Annotated in this window: 18 protein-coding genes and 1 tRNA gene; 7 read left to right on the top strand and 12 right to left on the bottom strand. The window is 65.8% G+C overall.

Annotation, left to right across the window (positions count from 1 at the left end; all coding sequences use genetic code 11):
• Nucleotides 1-46 precede the first annotated feature (46 nt).
• Nucleotides 47-967: a manganese-dependent inorganic pyrophosphatase gene (locus tag B2585_RS18590; RefSeq protein ID WP_292025431.1), complete on the bottom strand. Its 921-nt coding sequence runs from the start codon at nt 965-967 to the stop codon at nt 47-49.
• Between the two features lie 107 nt (nt 968-1074).
• On the opposite strand from B2585_RS18590, the gene B2585_RS18585 reads away from it, so the two are divergent.
• Nucleotides 1075-1728: a DUF2161 domain-containing phosphodiesterase gene (locus tag B2585_RS18585; protein WP_292025430.1), complete on the top strand. Its 654-nt coding sequence runs from the start codon at nt 1075-1077 to the stop codon at nt 1726-1728.
• An 87-nt stretch (nt 1729-1815) separates the two neighbouring features.
• Here the strand turns inward: B2585_RS18585 and B2585_RS18580 are convergent, their stop codons facing one another.
• Nucleotides 1816-3207 carry an NAD-dependent succinate-semialdehyde dehydrogenase gene (locus tag B2585_RS18580; RefSeq protein WP_292025429.1) on the bottom strand — a complete coding sequence of 464 codons (1392 nt, stop codon included), beginning with the start codon at nt 3205-3207 and terminating at the stop codon, nt 1816-1818.
• A 97-nt stretch (nt 3208-3304) separates the two neighbouring features.
• Nucleotides 3305-4171, bottom strand: a complete 867-nt coding sequence (metF, locus tag B2585_RS18575; RefSeq protein ID WP_292025428.1) for a methylenetetrahydrofolate reductase [NAD(P)H] — start codon at nt 4169-4171, stop codon at nt 3305-3307.
• A 95-nt stretch (nt 4172-4266) separates the two neighbouring features.
• Here metF and B2585_RS18570 point away from each other — a divergent pair, with 95 nt between their 5' ends.
• The gene (locus B2585_RS18570; RefSeq protein WP_292025427.1) at nt 4267-5172 is read left to right on the top strand and encodes a LysR family transcriptional regulator; all 906 of its coding nucleotides are present in this window, start codon (nt 4267-4269) and stop codon (nt 5170-5172) included.
• 37 nt (nt 5173-5209) lie between these two features.
• Here B2585_RS18570 and B2585_RS18565 read toward each other — a convergent pair whose 3' ends face one another.
• Nucleotides 5210-6232 (bottom strand): TIGR00341 family protein, encoded by a 1023-nt coding sequence (locus tag B2585_RS18565; protein ID WP_292025426.1) that lies wholly within the window; start codon nt 6230-6232, stop codon nt 5210-5212.
• 136 nt (nt 6233-6368) lie between these two features.
• On the opposite strand from B2585_RS18565, the gene B2585_RS18560 reads away from it, so the two are divergent.
• Together B2585_RS18560 and B2585_RS18555 are read left to right on the top strand one after the other, a co-directional pair.
• Nucleotides 6369-7154 carry an inositol monophosphatase family protein gene (locus tag B2585_RS18560; RefSeq protein ID WP_292025425.1) on the top strand — a complete coding sequence of 262 codons (786 nt, stop codon included), beginning with the start codon at nt 6369-6371 and terminating at the stop codon, nt 7152-7154.
• Nucleotides 7155-7255: 101 nt separating this feature from the next.
• On the top strand, nt 7256-7450 hold the full coding sequence (locus B2585_RS18555) for a hypothetical protein (RefSeq protein ID WP_292025424.1): 195 nt from the start codon (nt 7256-7258) through the stop codon (nt 7448-7450).
• Between the two features lie 53 nt (nt 7451-7503).
• Here B2585_RS18555 and B2585_RS18550 read toward each other — a convergent pair whose 3' ends face one another.
• Nucleotides 7504-8244 (bottom strand): rhomboid family intramembrane serine protease, encoded by a 741-nt coding sequence (locus tag B2585_RS18550; protein WP_292025423.1) that lies wholly within the window; start codon nt 8242-8244, stop codon nt 7504-7506.
• 89 nt (nt 8245-8333) lie between these two features.
• Here B2585_RS18550 and B2585_RS18545 point away from each other — a divergent pair, with 89 nt between their 5' ends.
• From B2585_RS18545 to B2585_RS18535, 3 genes are all read left to right on the top strand, one after another.
• Entirely contained in the window at nt 8334-8870 is a 537-nt protein-coding gene (locus B2585_RS18545; protein ID WP_292025422.1) for a tetratricopeptide repeat protein, read from the top strand.
• A gap of 71 nt (nt 8871-8941) precedes the next feature.
• Nucleotides 8942-9646, top strand: coding sequence for a dimethylsulfonioproprionate lyase family protein (locus B2585_RS18540; RefSeq protein ID WP_292025421.1), 705 nt, complete (start codon nt 8942-8944; stop codon nt 9644-9646).
• A gap of 45 nt (nt 9647-9691) precedes the next feature.
• Nucleotides 9692-9776, top strand: a tRNA-Leu gene (locus B2585_RS18535).
• Between the two features lie 15 nt (nt 9777-9791).
• On the opposite strand, the gene B2585_RS18530 is transcribed toward B2585_RS18535, so the two are convergent.
• The 7 genes from B2585_RS18530 to B2585_RS18500 all read right to left on the bottom strand — a co-directional run bounded on the left by B2585_RS18530 (nt 9792) and on the right by B2585_RS18500 (nt 18361).
• On the bottom strand, nt 9792-11240 hold the full coding sequence (locus tag B2585_RS18530; RefSeq protein WP_292025420.1) for a fused MFS/spermidine synthase: 1449 nt from the start codon (nt 11238-11240) through the stop codon (nt 9792-9794).
• A gap of 153 nt (nt 11241-11393) precedes the next feature.
• Nucleotides 11394-12272: a 2-oxo acid dehydrogenase subunit E2 gene (locus B2585_RS18525; RefSeq protein ID WP_292025419.1), complete on the bottom strand. Its 879-nt coding sequence runs from the start codon at nt 12270-12272 to the stop codon at nt 11394-11396.
• Between the two features lie 10 nt (nt 12273-12282).
• Entirely contained in the window at nt 12283-13707 is a 1425-nt protein-coding gene (locus tag B2585_RS18520) for an NAD-dependent succinate-semialdehyde dehydrogenase (RefSeq protein ID WP_292025417.1), read from the bottom strand.
• A 16-nt stretch (nt 13708-13723) separates the two neighbouring features.
• Nucleotides 13724-15022 (bottom strand): biotin/lipoyl-containing protein, encoded by a 1299-nt coding sequence (locus B2585_RS18515; protein ID WP_292025416.1) that lies wholly within the window; start codon nt 15020-15022, stop codon nt 13724-13726.
• The gene (locus tag B2585_RS18510) at nt 15012-16007 is read right to left on the bottom strand and encodes an alpha-ketoacid dehydrogenase subunit beta (RefSeq protein ID WP_292025415.1); all 996 of its coding nucleotides are present in this window, start codon (nt 16005-16007) and stop codon (nt 15012-15014) included. The genes B2585_RS18515 and B2585_RS18510 overlap by 11 nt, the downstream gene beginning before the upstream one ends.
• 12 nt (nt 16008-16019) lie before the next feature.
• On the bottom strand, nt 16020-17003 hold the full coding sequence (locus tag B2585_RS18505) for a thiamine pyrophosphate-dependent dehydrogenase E1 component subunit alpha (protein ID WP_292025414.1): 984 nt from the start codon (nt 17001-17003) through the stop codon (nt 16020-16022).
• 59 nt (nt 17004-17062) lie between these two features.
• A complete protein-coding gene (locus B2585_RS18500; RefSeq protein ID WP_292025413.1) occupies nt 17063-18361 on the bottom strand; it encodes a M24 family metallopeptidase in 1299 nt (432 codons plus the stop codon).
• Between the last annotated feature and the right edge of the window lie 29 nt (nt 18362-18390).

Below are 18390 nucleotides of genomic sequence, written 5' to 3'. Positions count from 1 at the left end.
AAGGGCGCCCCAGCGGGCGCCCCTTGTCGTTTCAGTCCCCTGCGCTTCAGAGCGAGAGGTTCGGGATGATCTGCTTCTTGCGGCTCACGATGCCCGGCAGCACGGCCGTATCGCCGGACACCGAGGTCGAGAAGCTCTTTTCGCAGAGCGACTTCACGAGGTCGTTCGGGATGAGCAGCGTCGCCTCTTCGTTCAGGATGTCGACCACGAACAGGAGCACCTGATCCACACCATCCTCGGACGCCACCGCCTCCATCGAAGTCATCAGGCTGTCCTTGCGGTCCATGACGATCTTCGGCGCGGTGGTCTCGAGCACGGAAATACGGAATTTCTTGCCGCCGACTTCATATTCCTTGGAATCCATGCGCAGAAGCTCGGCGTCCGAGAACGCGCTCACGTCCGACTTGGCAGCGAACATTTCGGCGGCGTAGTCGGGGATGTTGATACCCAGTTCGGAGGCCAACGTCCTGGCCACCTCCACGTCACGGTCGGTGGTGGTGGGCGAGCGGAATTCCAGCGTGTCCGAGAGGATGCAGGACAGCGCCAGCGCCTTGATTTCCTCCGGCATTTTCGCCGTGTCGTCGCCCATCAGGTCGTACATGATGGTGGCGGTGCAGGCGACCGGGCGGATCGTGATGTCGATCGGGCCCTTGGTTTCCAGCCCACCCACCAGCTTGTGGTGGTCGATAATCTGAACGACATCGGCCTCGTTGATCGTGGCGGGAAGTTCGGCGGGGTTGTTCGTGTCCACCACAACGCAGCGCTGTCCGGTCTCGACCCCGTCGATGATGTCCGGCGTCGACTGGCTCCAGCGGTCGAGGACGAAAGCGGCCTCGGTGTTGGGCTGGCCGAGCAGCACGGCCTTGGCCGGCTCGCCTTTGACCTCGTTAAGATACCAGGACCAGATCAGCGGCGATCCGGTGGAGTCGGTGTCGGGCGATTTGTGGCCGAAAACGAGAGTGGTCATGTGGCGCTGTCCCTTGTCGCGTTGAAAATTCGCGCGACCTATAGCGATGTGGCCCGGGGATGTCACGTCCCCCTTTGCCGCATGGTCTGCCCGCGCTATCAGGGGACATGGGCAGGGTGGCGGAGACAGACCTCTACGCGCCGGTCAAGGCGTGGCTCGAGGCACTGGGATACGAGGTGAAGGCCGAAATCGGGCCGGTGGACGTCATGGCGGTCCGCGACGGCGGCGATCCGGTGGTGGTGGAGCTCAAGGCGGGCTTCTCTCTCACTCTCCTGCAACAGGCGGTCGCGCGGCAAGCGGTGACGGACAACGTCTATGTCGCCGTGCCGCGCTGGGCGGGCCGGGCCGGGTGGCGTGCGTTCAAGGGAAATGTCGGTCTGTGCAAGCGGCTGGGACTGGGCGTGCTGTCCGTGAGGCTGGCCGACGGCGCGGTGCAGGTCCATGCCGACCCGTCCGAATTTCGCCCGCGAAAATCCAAAGTGCGCCGGGACCGGCTCCTGTCGGAATTCGCGCGCCGTGAGGGCGACCCGAACCTGGGCGGTGTCCGCGGGCAGGTTATGACGGCCTACAAACAGGATTGCGCGCGCATCGCGGCTCACCTTGCAGCCCACGGGCCTGCGAAGGGCGCCGAGATAGCAAAGGCCACCGGCGTCGCGAAGGCCACGCGCATGATGTATCTGAACCATCTTGGCTGGTTCGCTCGGGTGGATACAGGACTTTACGACCTTACGGACAAGGGCCGCGTCGAGCATTCTGCCTGACGCGGCCCCTCTTCTTCGGTCCGGAAATACCTCGGGGGCGCGGGGGCAGCGCCCCCGCATGGGTCGCCCGCGTCAGCGGGCGAAACCTCAATTCACGATCATCGCCTTGGCGTTCACGAATTCCTTCATGCCGAAGCCGCCGTGCTCGCGGCCGTAGCCTGAATCCTTGACCCCGCCGAACGGCATGTTCGGCGTCGCAACGTTGAAGCCGTTTATGAAGACCATGCCGGTGTCGAAATGGTCGCGCGCCAAGCGCAGCGCGCGGTCGCTGTCTTTCGAGAAGATGCCACCGCCGAGGCCGAAGCGGCTGTCGTTGGCGATCCGCATCGCGTCCTCGTCGTCCTTGGCGCGGATGACGCTTGCGACCGGGCCGAACAACTCCTCGTCATAGGCGGGCTGGCCGGGTTCCACCTCGGTCAACACCGTGGCCGGGTAGTAAAAGCCCGTTCGGTCGGGGATCTCGCCGCCGCAGCGTACGGTCGCGCCGTTGCCCACGGAGGTCTGCACCTGCTTGTGCAGGTCGTCGCGCAAGTCTTCGCGCGCCATCGGGCCGAGCTTCGTGTCGCCATCGGTTGGGTCGCCCATCGGCAACTTGGACATGGCCTCGACATAGGCCTCGATGAACTGGTCGTAGACCTTCTCGGTCACGATGAACCGCTTGGCGTTCACGCAGGTTTGGCCGTTGTTGTAGATGCGCCCGATCACGCAGGTTTTCACGGCAAGCTCGATATCCGCGTCCTCGAGCACGAGGTAGGCGTCGTTGGAGCCGAGTTCCATGACCGTCTTCTTGAGCGCCGCGCCCGCCTTGGCCGCGACATGCGAGCCCGAGCTTGCGGAGCCGGTCAGGGTCACGCCGCGCACACGCTCATGGGCGATGACGTCGTCCGAGGTGTCATGGTCGATGACCAGCACAGTGAACAGGTCTTTCGGAAGCCCCGCCTTTTCGAACAGATCGCGCAGGAACAGCCCGGAACCGGTGCAATTCGAGGCGTGTTTCAGCAGCACGCCGTTGCCCGCCATGAGGTTCGCGATGGCATAGCGCACGACCTGATAGGCCGGGAAGTTCCACGGCTGGATGCCATAGATCACCCCCTGTGGCGCATAGGTGATGACGCCCTTCTTCGCATTGGGCACGTCGCGCCCTTCGTCGGCGAGTTCGGTCGGGCCGTTCGCTGCCGTCCAGTCGCAGATCGCCGTGCACAACTCGATCTCGGTTTTGCCGTCGGCGATGCGTTTGCCGGTTTCCTCGGTCATCAGCTTGGCGAATTCGTCGCTGGATCCGCGCAGTGCCTCGCCGATCTTGGCGATGACCCCGGCGCGGTCGCCGGGGCTCCGGTGGCGCCAGTCGAGGAAGGCGCCGTGGCATTTCTCGACGGCGTCGAAGGCCGCGTCCTTTGTCATCAGGTCGTAATCGGTGATCGGCGCTTCGGTCGCCGGGTTGATCGTGGTGATCTGGCCGTTGGTGGCAGCGTCCTTCATGACGTGCTCCTTTCTGTCAGGTGTCTTAGGTCCAACAGGAAAAGTCCGCGCCCGGTTCCGGGGCGCGGCCTTCACGTCTCGATGAGTGGTGGGTGGGTCAGGCGACCTGTTGCAGGGTCACCTTGGGGGTCACGCCGAGGGCGTGGATAATGTCGCGGGTCATATCGGTCTTGTTGAGCGTGTAGAAATGCAGATCCTCGACCCCGCCTTCGAGCAGCTCGGTGCAAAGCTCTGTCGCCAGGGAAACGGACAGGAGCCGGTCGCGCCCGTCGCGTTCGGCACGGGTGTAGGCTTCGTCGAGCCAGACAGGGACCGGGGTGCCGCAGGACGCGGCAAATTTCTTTACCCCCGACCAGGACTGGATCGGCAGGATGCCGGGGATGATCGGTGCGTCGATCCCGGCCTTTTCGCATTTGTCGCGGAAACGAAAGAACGTCTCGGCGTCGAAGAAGAACTGGGTGATCGCGCTGGTCGCGCCCGCGTCGATCTTGCGCTTGAGCCAGTCGACGTCCGAGGTGTCGCACGTCGCCTCCGGGTGCGGGTCCGGGTAGGCGCCGACGCGGATGTTCATGTCGCCGCGCGTGGCCAGCGCCTCGATCAGTTCAACGGAATTGGCGAAGCCGTCGGGATGGGCTGTGAACCCGGACGAACCTTTGGGCGGGTCGCCGCGCAGGGCCACGATCTCGGACACGCCGGCGCGCGCGTAGTTGTCCACGATCTCCATCGTTTCGGCGCGGGTCGCGTTCACGCAGGTCAGGTGCGCGGCGACGTTCAGGCCGTAATTCTTGTGGATCGTCGCCACCACGTCATGCGTAAGCTCGCGCGTGGTTCCGCCTGCGCCGTAGGTCACGGACACGAACGACGGGTCCAGCGGCGCGAGGTCGCGGACGGTGTCGGACAGGCGGAAGGTGGATTCGATGTTCTTGGGCGGGAAGAATTCGAAGGAGATGCGGGGCGTTTTCATGACAGACTCATCCGTTGGCGTTGAGATGAAGCTAGGGGCTTGGCTTCTGTGAGACAAATTCATAATATTCACGAAGAATATGAGGACGGCTCACAATGTATCTGGAATTCCGGCACCTGCGCACGATCCGCGCCATTCACGAGGCAGGCGGTCTCGCGCGCGCGGCAGACATGCTCAATATCACGCAATCGGCCCTGTCTCATCAGGTGAAGGGGTTGGAAGAGCAGGTGGGGATGGAGCTGTTTCAGCGCCGCTCCAAGCCGATGAAGCTGTCGCCCGCCGGGATCAAGCTTCTGCGTCTGGCCGAGCGCATCTTGCCAGAGGTCTCGGCCGTCGAAGAGGAATTTCGCGCGATGCAGTCGGGCCGGTCGGGGCGGATGCACATCGCCATCGAATGTCACGCCTGTTTCGACTGGCTGTTTCCTGTTCTCGACGGGTTCCGCAGCGCCTGGCCCGAGGTGGACGTGGACATCCGGATGCGGCTGGCTTTCGACGCGATCGAGGCGCTGCGGCGCGAAGAGGTGGATTTCGTCATCTCCTCGGACCCGGTGACGCTGCCGGGCGTGACCTTCACGCCGCTGTTCGACTATGAGCCGATGTTCGTCTGCGCCTCCGCGCATCCGCTGTCGGCGAACGACTGGATCGAGGCCGAGGACTTTGCCGAGGAGATCGTGCTGCATTACCCGGTGGAGCGGGCCAAGCTGGACATCTTCACGCAGCTCCTCACACCCGCGCGGGTCGAGCCGCGCGGCACGCGCCCGGTGGAACTGACCGAAGTGATCCTGATGCTGGTGGCCGCAGGGCGGGGGGTCACCGTCCTGCCCGACTGGGTGCTGGGCAAATACAAGGGCAATCCCGACTATGCCATCCGCCCGATTACCGAAGGCGGGCTGACGAAACGGATGTATGCCGCGACGCGGGACGAGGATGTGGCCAAGCCATTCATTGCGCACATGATGCGCCTGGCACGGACCGAGCCGGTCAAGCTCCAGCGAGCCTGAGCGTGCCGTCGGCGCGCGCCTTTATCCGGCATCTGATTCACGCAGCAGGATGGAGGAGCCGCCACCAGATTAGGCCGGCCAGCACGCCCAGCAGGCCCAGTGAGATGGCGGCGCTGATCCACTGGGCGCGGCTGGCGCTTTTCTTCTCATAAAACGTGCGCGGGGTTATGCCCCGGCTGATCATGACGGTCTGGGCGGCGAGGTTCACACAGACCACGTTGACGGCCAACAGCGTGGCCGCGCCGTTGGCGAGGTCAGGGTGGCCGAAGCCAACGAAAAGCCCGATGGCGACGGTCGGCGGCAGGAGAGCGACGGCGACCATCACGCCGACGAGGGCGGCCGACAGGCCCGTGACGAGCGACAGGGCCGCCGCCGCGCCGGAGGCCAGCGCGATGGCCATGCCATCGAACCCGACGGCAGAGCGGCTCAACAACTCGCGAGAGGCGAGATCGGGAGGCCACAGCAGGCCAATGGCGAGGCTGAGGCCAAGCGCCACGACGACTCCGGCGAGGTTGGTGCGCAGCGCCTTGGCCATCAGCTGCCCATCGCCAAGCGCGATCCCCACGGACAGGGCAAGGTTCGGGCCGAGCAGGGGGGCGATGACCATCGCCCCCACCACGACGGCCACGTTATCAGCCAGCATCCCGAACGCTGCCACGATCGTCGAGAGCACGACAAAGGTGATGTAGTTGCGATCCGTGCGGGCATTGCGCCACACGCTGTCGTAAATCTCTTCACGCGTCCGACCTGTGGAGGCGAATTCGCGCCGCTCCTTGGGCTTCTCGGCTTCTTCCTCGACGTCGAGCCGAGGCACGGTGGCCTCGATGGGCAGAAGCGTGATGCGCCAGCAATCCTCGTCCTCCGGCCCGAACACCGCCTGCATCCTGTCGAGCAGATCCTGCCGGCTGCCGTCTTCTGCGAGGATCAGGAGCACGACGTCGCCGGGCGGGTCCGCCGCCTCTATCACCTTCAGGTCCACGACGCCCACGTCGCGTATGCCCTGCACGAGATAGGACAGCGACGACTTCGGAGCAGTGACAAGGATCTGGCGCGTGGTCATGCGGGTGACACTAGCCATGTCGTGCGCGCTGTCCACCGCCCGAAAAAACGCCGTTCCAGTGATCGCGTCAGGACCGCGCCCCTTGGCATCGCGTGCCGCCGCGCGTATAGCGCGCACGGAACCAAGGAGCCCCGATATGCAAGGCAGCGCCAATCTCAACGTCATGATCAAGGCCGCACGCAAAGCGGGCCGGTCGCTGGTCAAGGATTTCCGCGAGGTGGAGAACCTTCAGGTTTCGATGAAGGGGGCCGGGGATTTCGTGTCGCGCGCGGACATCGCCGCCGAGAAGATCATCAAGGACGAGTTGATGGAGGCGCGGCCGAACTACGGCTGGCTGGGCGAAGAAGGCGGTGGTGAAGAGGGCAACGACCCGACGCGGCGCTGGATTGTCGATCCGCTCGACGGCACCACCAACTTCCTGCACGGCTTGCCGCATTGGGCCGTGTCCATCGCGCTCGAGCACAAGGGCGAGATCGTCGCGGGCGTGGTGTTCGACCCGGCCAAGGACGAGATGTTCTATGCCGAAAAAGGTACGGGCGCATGGATGAACGATCAACGCCTGCGCGTATCGGGCCGCACCCATATGATCGAGGCGATTTTCGCGACCGGGCTTCCTTTCGGCGGGCGTTCGGACCTGCCTGAAACGCTCCAGGATCTCGCGCGGCTGATGCCGACTTGCGCGGGTGTGCGGCGCTGGGGATCGGCGGCGCTCGACATGGCCTATGTCGCGGCCGGACGCTATGACGGGTTCTGGGAACGCCGCCTGAATGCGTGGGACCTGGCGGCCGGGCTCGTCATCCTGCGCGAGGCGGGCGGGTTCGTCGAAGCCATTGACCCGGCCGAGCGCGTCATCGACGCGGGCGAAGTGATCGCCGCCAACGAGCCGCTCTTCGACCGGTTCGCCAAGATCATCCGCGGCTGAGGCCCGGCACGGATTCTCCATCCCCCGGGCATGGCAGGGTCGCATTCCCGCCGTGTTTACCTGCGATTTTCGCGGCTGAACCACTCAGAGGGGTGCATCCGATGCGCGTCTACCGAATTTCTGTGCGTCGCTTTGTCTGCGACGAAAGCGGCGCTGTAACCGTCGACTGGGTCGCGTTGACAGCGGCGATCCTGATGATCGGTATGTTTGTTGGTTTTTCTGTTACGAGTTCTGTTCCGACGTTGGCCAACAAGGTGAGCGGCGTTGTCTCGAACCGGTCCGTCGGACTGGAGTGACCGGCCCCGTTGAGGTGCCGCAGGGCGCGCGGGGTCGCGCCCTTTCGGTGTGTCTAGCGCCTGCGCCCGACGCGCGGCACGTTTGAAGTTCCCAGCCTATAGGTCGCGTCAGGATGCGGCGGATGACCGTGCGTGCGGCGCCAGAATTCCGGCCCGCCTTCGCGCAGCCACTTGGGCAACACCCAAAGGAACCCCACCACGAAGCCGCCGACATGGGCGAGATAGGCCACGCCGCCGCCGTCGCCCGGCGTCGACGCGCCGTTGAACACCTGTAGCCCGAACCAGATGCCGAGCATGATCCAGGCGGGCATCGGGAACACCTTGAAAATGATGATGAAGATGAACAGCACGTCCACCCGCGCCTTGGGGAAAAGGAGCAGGTAGCCCCCCATTACCCCTGCAATGGCCCCCGAGGCCCCGACCATCGGCACCTGCGAGGCCGGGTTGGCCATGATCTGTGCCGCCGCGGCGCCGATCCCGGCGGCGAGGTAGAAGATCAGAAAGCCGACATGGCCCAGCTCGTCCTCGAGGTTGTCGCCGAAGATCCACAGGAACAGCATGTTGCCCAAAATGTGCATGAAGCCCGAATGGATGAACATCGAGGTGAACACGGTCTCGAGCCCGATCCCCGCCGTCACGCGATCCGGCACCACGCCCCATGTCCAGAAATATTCCGCCAGCCCCCGGTCGGTCAGCGAAAGCTGCGCGAGGAACACGACGATATTTGCGATCACCAGAACGTAGGTGACATAGGGCGTGCGCTCGGACGGGTTGTGGTCGCGGATCGGAAACATGGGAGCAGAAGGCCCGATGCGCGCGGGGGCGTCAAGCGGCTCGCGGTGGCGTGACTTGACCGGGCCGGCGCCTGCGGGGACGATCGTGTATGCGTGTCCTTGCCCTCTTCCTGTTCGCGACCCCCGTTTTCGCCGAAACCTGCCCCGAGGGGCCGGATACCGGTGGGGCGCTGGCATCCCTGATCCGGGAAGGGCAGGAGGCCGAGACCTACATGGTCGCCCGCGATGCGCTGCGCGACATGTGGGCGCTTTGGCAGGCGCCGCCGGACACATGGTCGGGGGAGTTGCTCGACGTCGGATTGGAGCGGATGAGGATGGCCGATTACGAAGGCGCTCAGAAGGCATTCGACGCGCTCGTTGAATATTGTCCGACCTGGGCCGAGGCGTGGAACCAGCGCGCGTTCGTCTATTTTCGTCAGGAGGATTACACCGCCTCGCTCACCAACATCGAACGTGCGCTGGAGATCGCGCCGCGCCATATCCCGGCGCTGTCGGGTAAAGGCGTGACGCTCCTCAAGATGGGGCGCGAGGACGAGGGATATGACGCTCTCAAGGCCGCAGTGGACCTGCATCCCTGGCTACCGGAACGCGGACTGATCCCGGAGCCCTACGGCGCGCCGCGCTGACCCATTCGAGAATCATTGCCGCGCGCCCCGTGTTGGGTTTTCGTGCTGCTCAACGCGACCGGAGGGCGATGATGGACACGACGGCGATAGCCCAGGAAGAAGCGGATGCCGTTCGGCTGAGCGATAGCCCCGGCTGGCAGTATCTGTTGCACGAATTCGAGGCGCTCTATCGCCACGGGTCGGCCGGCGGGTCCAAGGCGATCCGCAGCCACCGGCGAAAGGTGCGCGAGACGCTCTCTTCCGTGGTCGACGGGAACCCCCGTGTCCATCTGCGCGACCCGGCGGTAAAGCCGGTGACGGCGCACCTTCACCGCGCTTTCGACCTTGGAGCGCGAACGCCCATGTTCGGATTGAGCCGGGCGATGGAGCGGATCGCGCCGTTGCTCACCTGGGAATACGGGTATGAAAAAGTTCCGCCGCACCTCGCCCGCAAATACGCGTATTGCGAGGTGATGGGGCCGCGTGGTCCGGTCGTGTCGGAACGCTTGACACTGGGGTTCGTCCTGTTTGCACCGCGCACGACTTACCCGCAGCACAGCCATTTCGAGATCGAGGAGAGCTATATCTCGATCGCCGGGGCGTGGTCGGAAAACCAGCTGGCCGTCTATGCGCCCGGTTCGCTCATCCTGAATCGTCCGGGAGAGGAACACAGGATCACGACCGGTGACGACGATCCCTGCCTCCTGGCCTATGCCTGGGTTGGTCCCACGGACCGTTTGGCGGATCCGGGGATGAAATTCTCCAAGGCCCGAAAACGGGCGGCCCAGGGCATCTGACGGCCTTCCCTCATGGCGGCGGCTGGGCTAGGGTCCGACCCGCTGGCCCGCGTGGTGGAATGGTAGACACTGGGGACTTAAAATCCCTTGGCTTTATGCCGTGCCGGTTCGAGTCCGGCCGCGGGCACCAGCGCACAAGATGACCTTAACGATGTCCGACCCAACCGCGGTCGTCCGTGAAGGGCCGGGAGTCGGAGATTTGGGTTAGCTCGTAGTCTTCCGGCAGAGCTTCCAGCGGCTCGATGGGGGTGTCCGATGCCGCCATCAGAATGTTGGCGCGACCACGCTCGCTAACCGGCCCCTGAACGGCAATGACATGGGGATAGACCTCGCGCAGGATCGCATGGACACCGCGGGCGAGCGGTCCGTCCTGCCGGTCGATCAGATTGACGTAGACCGGACCGTCCACGATCTCGCGCAGGCGCCGGTAGGTTTCGAGCGTGACCAAGTGGGCGGGGACCGATCCAGACGAGAACGCGTCCATCACCGCGGCATCGAAGCGGTGTGCGGTTTCATTCAGGTAAACGCGCCCGTCGGCATGGACGAGGCCGAGGCGTTCCGTTTCTTTCGGCGCGCCGCTCGCGGGATCGTAGGCGGTGCGGGCGATTACGGCCGCCGCGCGTGGCAGGTGTTTCTCTACCACCTGTGTGACGAGGGGGTCGATCTCGACCGCAATGGCCTGCGCGTCCGGGTCAGCCGAGAGGAGTTCGGTGGGCAGGGTATAGCCCCCGCCACCCACGAACAGCACCTTTGGGGCCGGGCCAAGATCGTGCTGGAGGCGCGACCACATCCATTGGGTATAGGGAAGGGCCAGATCTTGGGCGGGCGCTTCGTCGTCTGTGTTCGTCAGCTCTGCGGCCTGTGTCGTGCCGTCCGAGAAAAGCCGGATTTCAGGGCCCTGCTCGACGATGTGAAGACAGGACAGGCCGGATTCGTACTGGCAGGCCGGTTTGCCGGCGAGCCCCGCGAAGGCCACGAAGATCGCCGCGCCGAAGGTCACAGTCGACGTCGGCCCGGGGTTCTCTGACGTTTTGTCACCCGTAGGTCGGTTTCGCACGAAAGGGACACACAGAAGGGCGGCCACGCCGCAGGCCGCGAAAGTCGCCGTTGCGCCGACGAGCGGCAGCGCCACAAAGCCTGCGAGGATCGCGCCGAAGATCGCGCCGACCGAGCCTGCTGCCAGCACGATTCCGAGCGACGATCCTTCGCGCCCCGGTCGCGCCTCGATCGCGGCCTTAGCGAGAAAGGGCGAGGGGAGCGTTACGAAGACCGAGGGCGGGAAGAAGACGAGGATCACGGTCACGAACATGCCGCCGGTGCCGCGCATCCCCATGTCGTGAAGCAACCCGAGCAGCGTGGGGGTCACGGCCATGAGGACGGCCGTCGCAACCAGAGCGCCGCGGACCCTGCCGACCGCCACCGCGCGGGGGCGTTCCGCCACGAAGCCGCCGATGGCGTTGCCCAGTGAGAACCCCCCGAGGACCGTGGCGATGACGCTGGTCCAGGTCAGCAGAGAGGTGCCGAAGAACGGGGCGAGCACGCGGCCCGCCGCGATTTCATAGGTCAGGCCCACGGCTGAAAGGACGAGGGTCATGATGATGATGGTCGGGAACCGAATGGCAGCCTCCGTCGGATGTGCGCGCGCCTCGGCGCGAAGGCGGAGTGTCGCAAGTAATCCGGGGAGACGCCACCGCAGGCATCGGTGGCGCGAATAAATTAGGTGTGTTCGCGTCGGCCTTGGGCCTTGCTACACGAGCATGTTGCGCGGTTCCCCGATGAGGTCGGCGTAGCGGGCGAGGAAGCGCGCCGCGTCGGCGCCGTTTATCACGCGGTGGTCATAGGACAGGTCCAGCGGCACCATCGGGACGGGCCGCGGTGTGTCGCCGTCCCAGACGGTGACGGTTTCGGTGCGGGTGATGCCGAGGATGGCGACCTCTGGCGGGTTCACGATGGGGGAGAACGCGGTGCCGCCGATGCCGCCCAGATTGGTGATCGACATAGAGGCGCCGCCCATCTCGTCCGGGCCGACCTTGCGGGCATTGGCGCGGGTGGCGAGGTCGGTGATCTCGCCCGCGATCTGCCACAGGCCCTTGCGGTCGGCGTCGCGGATGACCGGGACCATGAGCCCGTGGGGCGTGTCCACGGCGATCCCGATATGGACAAAATCCTTGAGGATCAGCGTATCACCATCCGGTGTGAGCGAGGCGTTGAAGCGGGGGAAGGCACGCAGGCACCGGGCAAGCGCCGCGACGTGGAAGGCAAGCGCGGTGAGTTTGACGCCACGAGATTGTGCCTCGGCCTTCCATGCCCCGCGCAGCGCTTCGATGGCGGTCACGTCGGCGCGGTCGTGGTGCGTGACAGCGGGGATGAGCGCCTGCGCGGCGGCGAGGTTCTTCGCGGCGACCTGCGCGAAGCGGCTCATCGGTTCCTCGGTGACGGGGCCGAACTGGCTGTGGTCCACGTCCCAGTAGGAGGTGTCGCCGGAGCTGGCAGAGGCATTGGTCGTGCCCGCGATGTCCTCGGGTGCGATGGTGGTGCGACCGAGTTTGCGCGCAAGGCTGTCGATGTCGACGCCTTTTTCGAGCGCGAGGCGGCGGGTGGAGGGGCTGGCGATGGTGTCCGACATGTCCGCCCCCTTACCAGCTTGCCGAGATGTATTGGGTTTCCATGAACTCCAGCATCCCCTCGTGGCCGCCTTCGCGCCCGAGGCCGGATTGCTTGGTGCCGCCGAACGGGGCCGCCGGGTCGCTCACCAGCCCGCGGTTCAGCCCCACCATGCCGTAGTCGAGCCGTTCGCAGACCTGCAGCGCGCGTTTGAAGTCCTCGGAGAAGACATAGGCGACGAGACCGTATTCGGTGTCGTTGGCGCGCGCGATGGCCTCCTCCTGATCGGTGAAGGTCTGGATCGCGGCCACGGGGCCGAAGATCTCGTCATGGACGCAGGCGGCATCTGCGCTGACGTTCGACAGGACCGTGGGCGGGTAGAAGAACCCGGGACCGTCCGGGGTCGTGCCGCCACATTCGACCCTGGCGCCTTTGGCCACCGCATCGGCCACGAACTCCGCCACCTTGTCGCGGGTCGAGGCGTTGACGAGGGGGCCGACGTCCACGCTTGGATCGGTGCCGTCGCCCACCTTGAGCGCGGCCATGCGCTCGGTCAGACGGCGGGTGAACGCCTCGGCTATGTCTTCGTGGACGTAGATGCGGTTGGCGGCCGTGCAGGCCTCGCCCAGATTGCGCATCTTGGCGAGCATGGTGCCTTCGATCGCCGTGTCCATGTCGGCATCTTCGAACACGAGGACGGGGGCGTTGCCGCCCAGCTCCATCGCCGGTTTCAGGATCTGGTCGGCGGCACTTTTCAGAAGGGTGCGCCCGACGCCGGTGGAGCCGGTGAAGCTCACCACCCGCACGCGCGGGTCGTGCAGCATGTGATCGACCAGCGCCCCGGTGCGGCGCGACGGGAGGACGTTGACCAGCCCCTTGGGCACGCCCGCCTCTTCGAGCAGCGGCATGAGGGCGAGCATGGTCAGCGGGGTTTCCGAGGCGGGTTTGATGATCACGCCGCAGCCCGCGGCGAGCGCCGGGGCGATCTTGCGCGTGCCCATCGCCGCCGGGTAGTTCCACGGTGTCACCAGCACGGCGAGGCCCGCGGGCTTGTGCTGCACCATGATCCGCGCGCCCGAGGCGGGGGCGTGGGTGATCATCCCGTCCGCGCGCACCGCTTCCTCGGCGAACCAGCGGAAGAACTCGGCGGCATAGGTGGCTTCGCCCCGCGCATCCACGCCCGCCTTGCCGTTTTCCAGCGTGATGAGGGTGGCGAAGTGGTCGAGACGGGCGGTCATGAGCTCCCACGCGCGGCGCAGGACTTCGGAGCGCTCGCGCGGTGCGCGCGCGGCCCAGTCGGCCATCGCGGTCTCGGCAGCATCGAGCGCCGCGTCGGCATCGGGAATGTCGGCGGAGGCGACGGAGGCCAGCACCTCTTCCGTTGCCGGGTTGATGACGTCGAAACGGTCGGCGCCGGGGCGCCATTCGCCGTTGATGTAGAGATCGGTGCAGTCCATGCGGGCCTCCGGTGGGTCAGAGCAGGTGGCGGAGCGGCTGCTCCACCCGGCCTGCGAACTCGGTGAGAAGTCGGATCGCGGTCTGCGCGTCCATTTGCGACGGGCTGCATTCCAGCGTGATCGTGAGCCCGGCAGAGCCGCCGGTGAGGGTGACGACGGGCGTGTCCTCACCCCCCATCTCGACGGTGCGCAGGGGCGAGCCGCGCAGGTCGCGCAGGGTGAGCGCGGGGGCCGCGTCGCTCTCGGCCACCTGCGACAGGGCGCGGGCGGCGGGGCCGGCATAGGTGCGGCTCTGTCCGTGACGTTCCACCGCCACCGGCCCGGGGTCGGCGAGCGAGGCTGCGGCCAACCCGGCGAGGATCGCGTCGGCGTCGGTCAGCCCGTGCGCTTCGGCGGCCCAGGCCATGAAGCCGGGCAAGCCGTCCGTTGCGGTTTCGGCCACGAGGCGGCGGCTGGCGGTGGCCCCCTGCGGGGCCGGCGTGGCGTCAGGCAGGGTTTTCAACGTCTCGATGTCGCGCACGTGGAAAGGCTGGGGATAGCCCGCCTCGGCGAGCCGCGACAGGTCGAGCCCCTGTTCGAGCGCGAGCCGCCGGGCCTTGGGCGAGGCGAGGACGCGCCCGGTCGTCGACGGCACCGGCGGTGTGGGCGACGGCGGCTTTGCCTTGGGCGGCGCGGCGGGCGTGTCATCCCCTTTCGCCGGTTCCGGTGCGGCGGGGGGCGGGGCAGACGACGCTGCGCGGGACCGGGCGACGGGCGTGTCCGGGGCCTCAGCGGATATGATCGCGACCGCTTCGCCTACGGGGACGTCCTCGCCCGCTTCGGCCAATGTGGCGGCGAGGAAGCCGTCACGCCCCGCTTCGACCTCCATCGTGCTCTTGTCGGTCTCGACCTCGAACAGAACGTCGTCGGCCGCGACCGCGTCGCCGGGGGATTTCTGCCAGCTTACGAGCACGCCGGAATCCTGCGCCATGCCGAGCTGCGGCATCGTCACCGGGTGGCCCTCGGGCAGGTCGTCGGGGGCCGGTTCGGACCCGGCCTCCGTCGCGGGTGCGGCCGGTGCCGGGTCGTCGTCCTCGGCACTGTCGGAGATGCGCGCGATCACCGCGCCCACCGGCACATCCTCGCCCGCGCTTGCCGATACGCCGGTGAGGAAGCCGTCGGCCTGCGCCTCGACCTCCATCGTTGCCTTGTCGGTTTCGACCTCGAACAGCGCGTCACCCTTGGCGACCGCGTCGCCGGGGGACTTGAGCCATGACACGATCTTGCCTGCGTCCTGTGCCATGCCGAGTTGCGGCATCGTCACGTCATGCGGCATGAATGAGCTCCCCGGCGCAGAGTTTGCGGGCGTTCTCGACCACACCCTCGGGCGTCGGCACCGTGATATCCTCGAGCGCGGGGCTGAAGGGCACCGGCACGTCCATCGCGCCCATGCGCAGAACCGGCGCGTCGAGGTGGTAGAACGCCTTTTCGTTGAGGCGCGAGGCGATCTCGGCGGTGACGCCGTAGCTTTGATGCCCCTCGTCGATGACAATGGCGCGGGAGGTTTTCCTGACGCTCTCCAGCAGGGTCGCCTCGTCCAGCGGAACGATGGTGCGCGGGTCGATGACCTCGGCCTCGATCCCCTCATTGCTCAGGATTTCGGCGGCCTTCTCGGCCACCTGCACCATTGAGGACGTGGCGATGAGGGTGATGTCGGTTCCCTCGCGCTTCACGTTCGCCTCGCCGAAGGGGATGAGATATTCCTCCTCCGGCACCGGGGCCTTGTCCTGATACATCAGCTTGTCTTCGAAGATCACGACCGGGTTGTTGTCGCGGATCGCGGTCTTCATCAGCCCCTTGGCTTCATAGGCCGAGGACGGCATGGCGACTTTCAGCCCCGGAATGTGGGCCACGAGCGCCTGCAACGACTGGCTGTGCTGGGCCGCCGAGCGCCGGGTGGCCCCCATGTTGGTGCGCAGGACCATCGGCACCGACAGCTTGCCGCCCGACATGTAGTGCTGCTTGGCCGCCTGATTGCAGAGCTGATCCATCACGAGATAAATGAAGTCGCCGAACATCAGGTCGACCACGGGCCGCGCGCCGGTCATCGCGGCCCCGACGGCGAGGCCGACGAAGCCGGGCTCGGAGATCGGGGTGTCGAGCACACGCTCGGTGCCGAACTCCTCGACAAGGCCCGACAGCACCTTGAACGGCGTGCCGGCCTCCGCCACGTCCTCGCCAAGAATGAATACGGTCTCGTCGCGGCGCATTTCCTCGGCCAGGGCTTCATTGACGGCCTGGGACAGGGTGATCTCTCGCATATCGGGCTCTCCTCAGTCCGCGTAAACGTGCATGTCGACCTCGGACACGTCCGGATAGGGCGCGGCCTCGGCATAGGCGACCGCCTCGGCGGCGTCCTTTTCGATCTCGGCATTCATCGCCTCGATGTCGTCCTCCGACGCGATGCCCTGTTCGACGAGATAGGCGCGGAACCGGGTGATCGGGTCGCGGTTCTCGCGCCAGTCCTTTTCTTCGTCCTTGGCGCGGTAGTATTCGCGGTTGATGTCGCCGACGTGGTGGCCGTGGTAGCGGTAAGTCTCCAGCTCGATGAAGAACGGACCCTCGCCCTTGCGGCAGCGCGCGACGAGCTTTTGGGTCAGTTCGTTGACCGCGAGCACGTCCTGACCGTCGACCTTGTGCGCCTCGATCCCAAAAGCTTCGGCGCGGGCGGTGATAGAGCCGGCGGCGATTTCGTCGGTCCGAGTGTATTCGGAATAGCCATTGTTCTCGCAGGCATAGATAACCGGCAGGTTCCACAGCGCGGCCATGTTCATGACCTCGTACCACAGGCCCTGTGCGGTGGCGCCGTCACCGAAGAAGCAGACGGTGACGTCGTCCTTGCCCTGCAACTTGGCCCTGAGCGCTGAGCCGGTGGCGATGCCCATCGAGCCGCCGACGATGGCGTTCGCGCCGAGGTTTCCGTGGCTCTGGTCCGCGATGTGCATCGAGCCGCCCTTGCCCCTGCAATAACCCTCTTCCTTGCCCAGAAGTTCGCAGAACATCTCCTTGAACTCCGCGCCCTTGGCGACGCAATGGCCGTGGCCGCGATGGGTGGACGTGATGCGGTCGTCATCGGTCAGAGCCTCGCAAATGCCCACGGCGACGGCTTCCTCGCCGGAATACATATGCGTCAGCCCCGGCATCTTGGCGGAGAGGTAAAGCTGGTTCGCGTTGTCCTCGAACGTACGTATGCGCACCATCTGGCGATACATGCGCAGGTATTCCTCGGTATTGGTCTTTGCCTTGGCCTTGGCCATAATGTCCTCCCGAAAGTGGGGCACCCGCCCGGCGCAGGGCCGGGCGGCGCCGTCACCGGTCAATAACGGTTCGCGATGGGCAGCTCTTCGGCGGGGAAGAGGCTGATGACCTCGACCCCGGTTTCCGTCACCACGACCTCCTCCTCGATCCGCGCGGCGGAGTAGCCGTCGGCGGCGGGGCAGTAGGTTTCGAGCGCGAAGACCATGCCGGTCTGGATCTCCATCGGGTGATCAAGCGACACGGCGCGGCTGATGATCGGGCGTTCATGCAGCGCGAGGCCGAGCCCGTGGCCAAACTGAAGCCCGAAGGCCGCGTCCTCGTTCGGGAACCCGAACTCCTCGGCCTTGGGCCAGAGCTTCGCCACCTGATCGGTCGTCACCCCCGGTTTGATCGCCTGAATCGACGCGTCGATCCATTCGCGCGCTTTCACATATGCGTCCTGCTGAGCGGGCGTCGAGCGGCCAATGTTGAACGTGCGGTAGTAGCAGGTCCGGTAGCCCTGATAGCTTTGCAGGATGTCGAAGAACGCCTGATCGCCCGGGCGGAAATAACGGTCAGTGAAGTTGTGGGGATGCGGGTTGCAGCGTTCGCCCGCGATGGCGTTGATCGCCTCCACGTCGTCCGACCCCATCTCGTAGAGCATCTTGTTGGACAGGGCGACGATGTCATTCTCACGGATGCCCGGTTTCAGCTCCTCGTAGATCATGTGGTAGACGCCATCGACCATCGACGCGGCTTGGGTGAGCAGCTGAATCTCGTCCCAGTTCTTGATCTCGCGCGCCGCCAGCATGATCTGCTGGCCGTCGACGATGTTGAGACCCTCCTCCTTAAGCGCGTGGAACATCGCGGTTTCGGCATAATCGACGCCCACCGGCATGTCGGCCATGCCCGCTTCACGGATCAGGCGCGCGATATCCTTGGCGTATCTCTTCATCAGGCCGAACTCTGGCGGGATCGTGCCGCGCATGCCGACGACACCGGCAAGGCAGTGGTCCGGCTCCAGCCAGTCGGAATGCCGCTTGTGGTGCATCGCGGCCGAGCCGAAGTCCCAGACGTAGGGGCTGTCATCGCCCGTCAGCAGGCAGAAGCGGCACATCTTGTCTCGTTCCCACTCGCCGATCTTGGTGGCCGAGACATAGCGGATGTTGTTCACGTCAAAGAGCAGCAGCGTGCCCGCGTTCGAGGCCTGCAACGCCTGCCGGGTACGGGCGAGGCGGTAGCGGCGCAGCCGGTCGTGGTCGATCCGGCGCTCAAAGTCGACCGAGGTGTGACCCCAGGCCGGGATACGGTCACGCCATTCCCAGTTGGGTTCAAGATCGGCAGGCGTCAGAAGGTTCGGCATCAAGGCGCGTGACATTGGGTTCTCCTCCGGGTCGTTTGGGCGAC

The sequence above is a fragment of the Maritimibacter sp. UBA3975 genome, from assembly GCF_002384975.1.
Taxonomy (GTDB): Bacteria; Pseudomonadota; Alphaproteobacteria; order Rhodobacterales; family Rhodobacteraceae; genus Maritimibacter.
This window is presented reverse-complemented; position numbering and strand designations above follow the sequence as displayed.

Excerpts from the sequence above, each read along its gene's own strand:
- B2585_RS18520 (WP_292025417.1), bottom strand. The coding sequence starts at position 13,707 with ATGGACTGCACCGATCTCTACATCAACGGCGAATGGCGCCCCGGCGCC.
- B2585_RS18585 (WP_292025430.1), top strand. The coding sequence starts at position 1,075 with ATGGGCAGGGTGGCGGAGACAGACCTCTACGCGCCGGTCAAGGCGTGG.
- B2585_RS18500 (WP_292025413.1), bottom strand. The coding sequence starts at position 18,361 with ATGTCACGCGCCTTGATGCCGAACCTTCTGACGCCTGCCGATCTTGAA.
- B2585_RS18580 (WP_292025429.1), bottom strand. The coding sequence starts at position 3,207 with ATGAAGGACGCTGCCACCAACGGCCAGATCACCACGATCAACCCGGCG.
- B2585_RS18530 (WP_292025420.1), bottom strand. The coding sequence starts at position 11,240 with ATGACCCTCGTCCTTTCAGCCGTGGGCCTGACCTATGAAATCGCGGCG.
- B2585_RS18525 (WP_292025419.1), bottom strand. The coding sequence starts at position 12,272 with ATGTCGGACACCATCGCCAGCCCCTCCACCCGCCGCCTCGCGCTCGAA.
- B2585_RS18545 (WP_292025422.1), top strand. The coding sequence starts at position 8,334 with ATGCGTGTCCTTGCCCTCTTCCTGTTCGCGACCCCCGTTTTCGCCGAA.
- B2585_RS18550 (WP_292025423.1), bottom strand. The coding sequence starts at position 8,244 with ATGTTTCCGATCCGCGACCACAACCCGTCCGAGCGCACGCCCTATGTC.
- B2585_RS18510 (WP_292025415.1), bottom strand. The coding sequence starts at position 16,007 with ATGCGAGAGATCACCCTGTCCCAGGCCGTCAATGAAGCCCTGGCCGAG.
- B2585_RS18570 (WP_292025427.1), top strand. The coding sequence starts at position 4,267 with ATGTATCTGGAATTCCGGCACCTGCGCACGATCCGCGCCATTCACGAG.
- metF (WP_292025428.1), bottom strand. The coding sequence starts at position 4,171 with ATGAAAACGCCCCGCATCTCCTTCGAATTCTTCCCGCCCAAGAACATC.
- B2585_RS18565 (WP_292025426.1), bottom strand. The coding sequence starts at position 6,232 with ATGACCACGCGCCAGATCCTTGTCACTGCTCCGAAGTCGTCGCTGTCC.
- B2585_RS18590 (WP_292025431.1), bottom strand. The coding sequence starts at position 967 with ATGACCACTCTCGTTTTCGGCCACAAATCGCCCGACACCGACTCCACC.
- B2585_RS18515 (WP_292025416.1), bottom strand. The coding sequence starts at position 15,022 with ATGCCGCATGACGTGACGATGCCGCAACTCGGCATGGCACAGGACGCA.
- B2585_RS18560 (WP_292025425.1), top strand. The coding sequence starts at position 6,369 with ATGCAAGGCAGCGCCAATCTCAACGTCATGATCAAGGCCGCACGCAAA.
- B2585_RS18505 (WP_292025414.1), bottom strand. The coding sequence starts at position 17,003 with ATGGCCAAGGCCAAGGCAAAGACCAATACCGAGGAATACCTGCGCATG.
- B2585_RS18555 (WP_292025424.1), top strand. The coding sequence starts at position 7,256 with ATGCGCGTCTACCGAATTTCTGTGCGTCGCTTTGTCTGCGACGAAAGC.
- B2585_RS18540 (WP_292025421.1), top strand. The coding sequence starts at position 8,942 with ATGGACACGACGGCGATAGCCCAGGAAGAAGCGGATGCCGTTCGGCTG.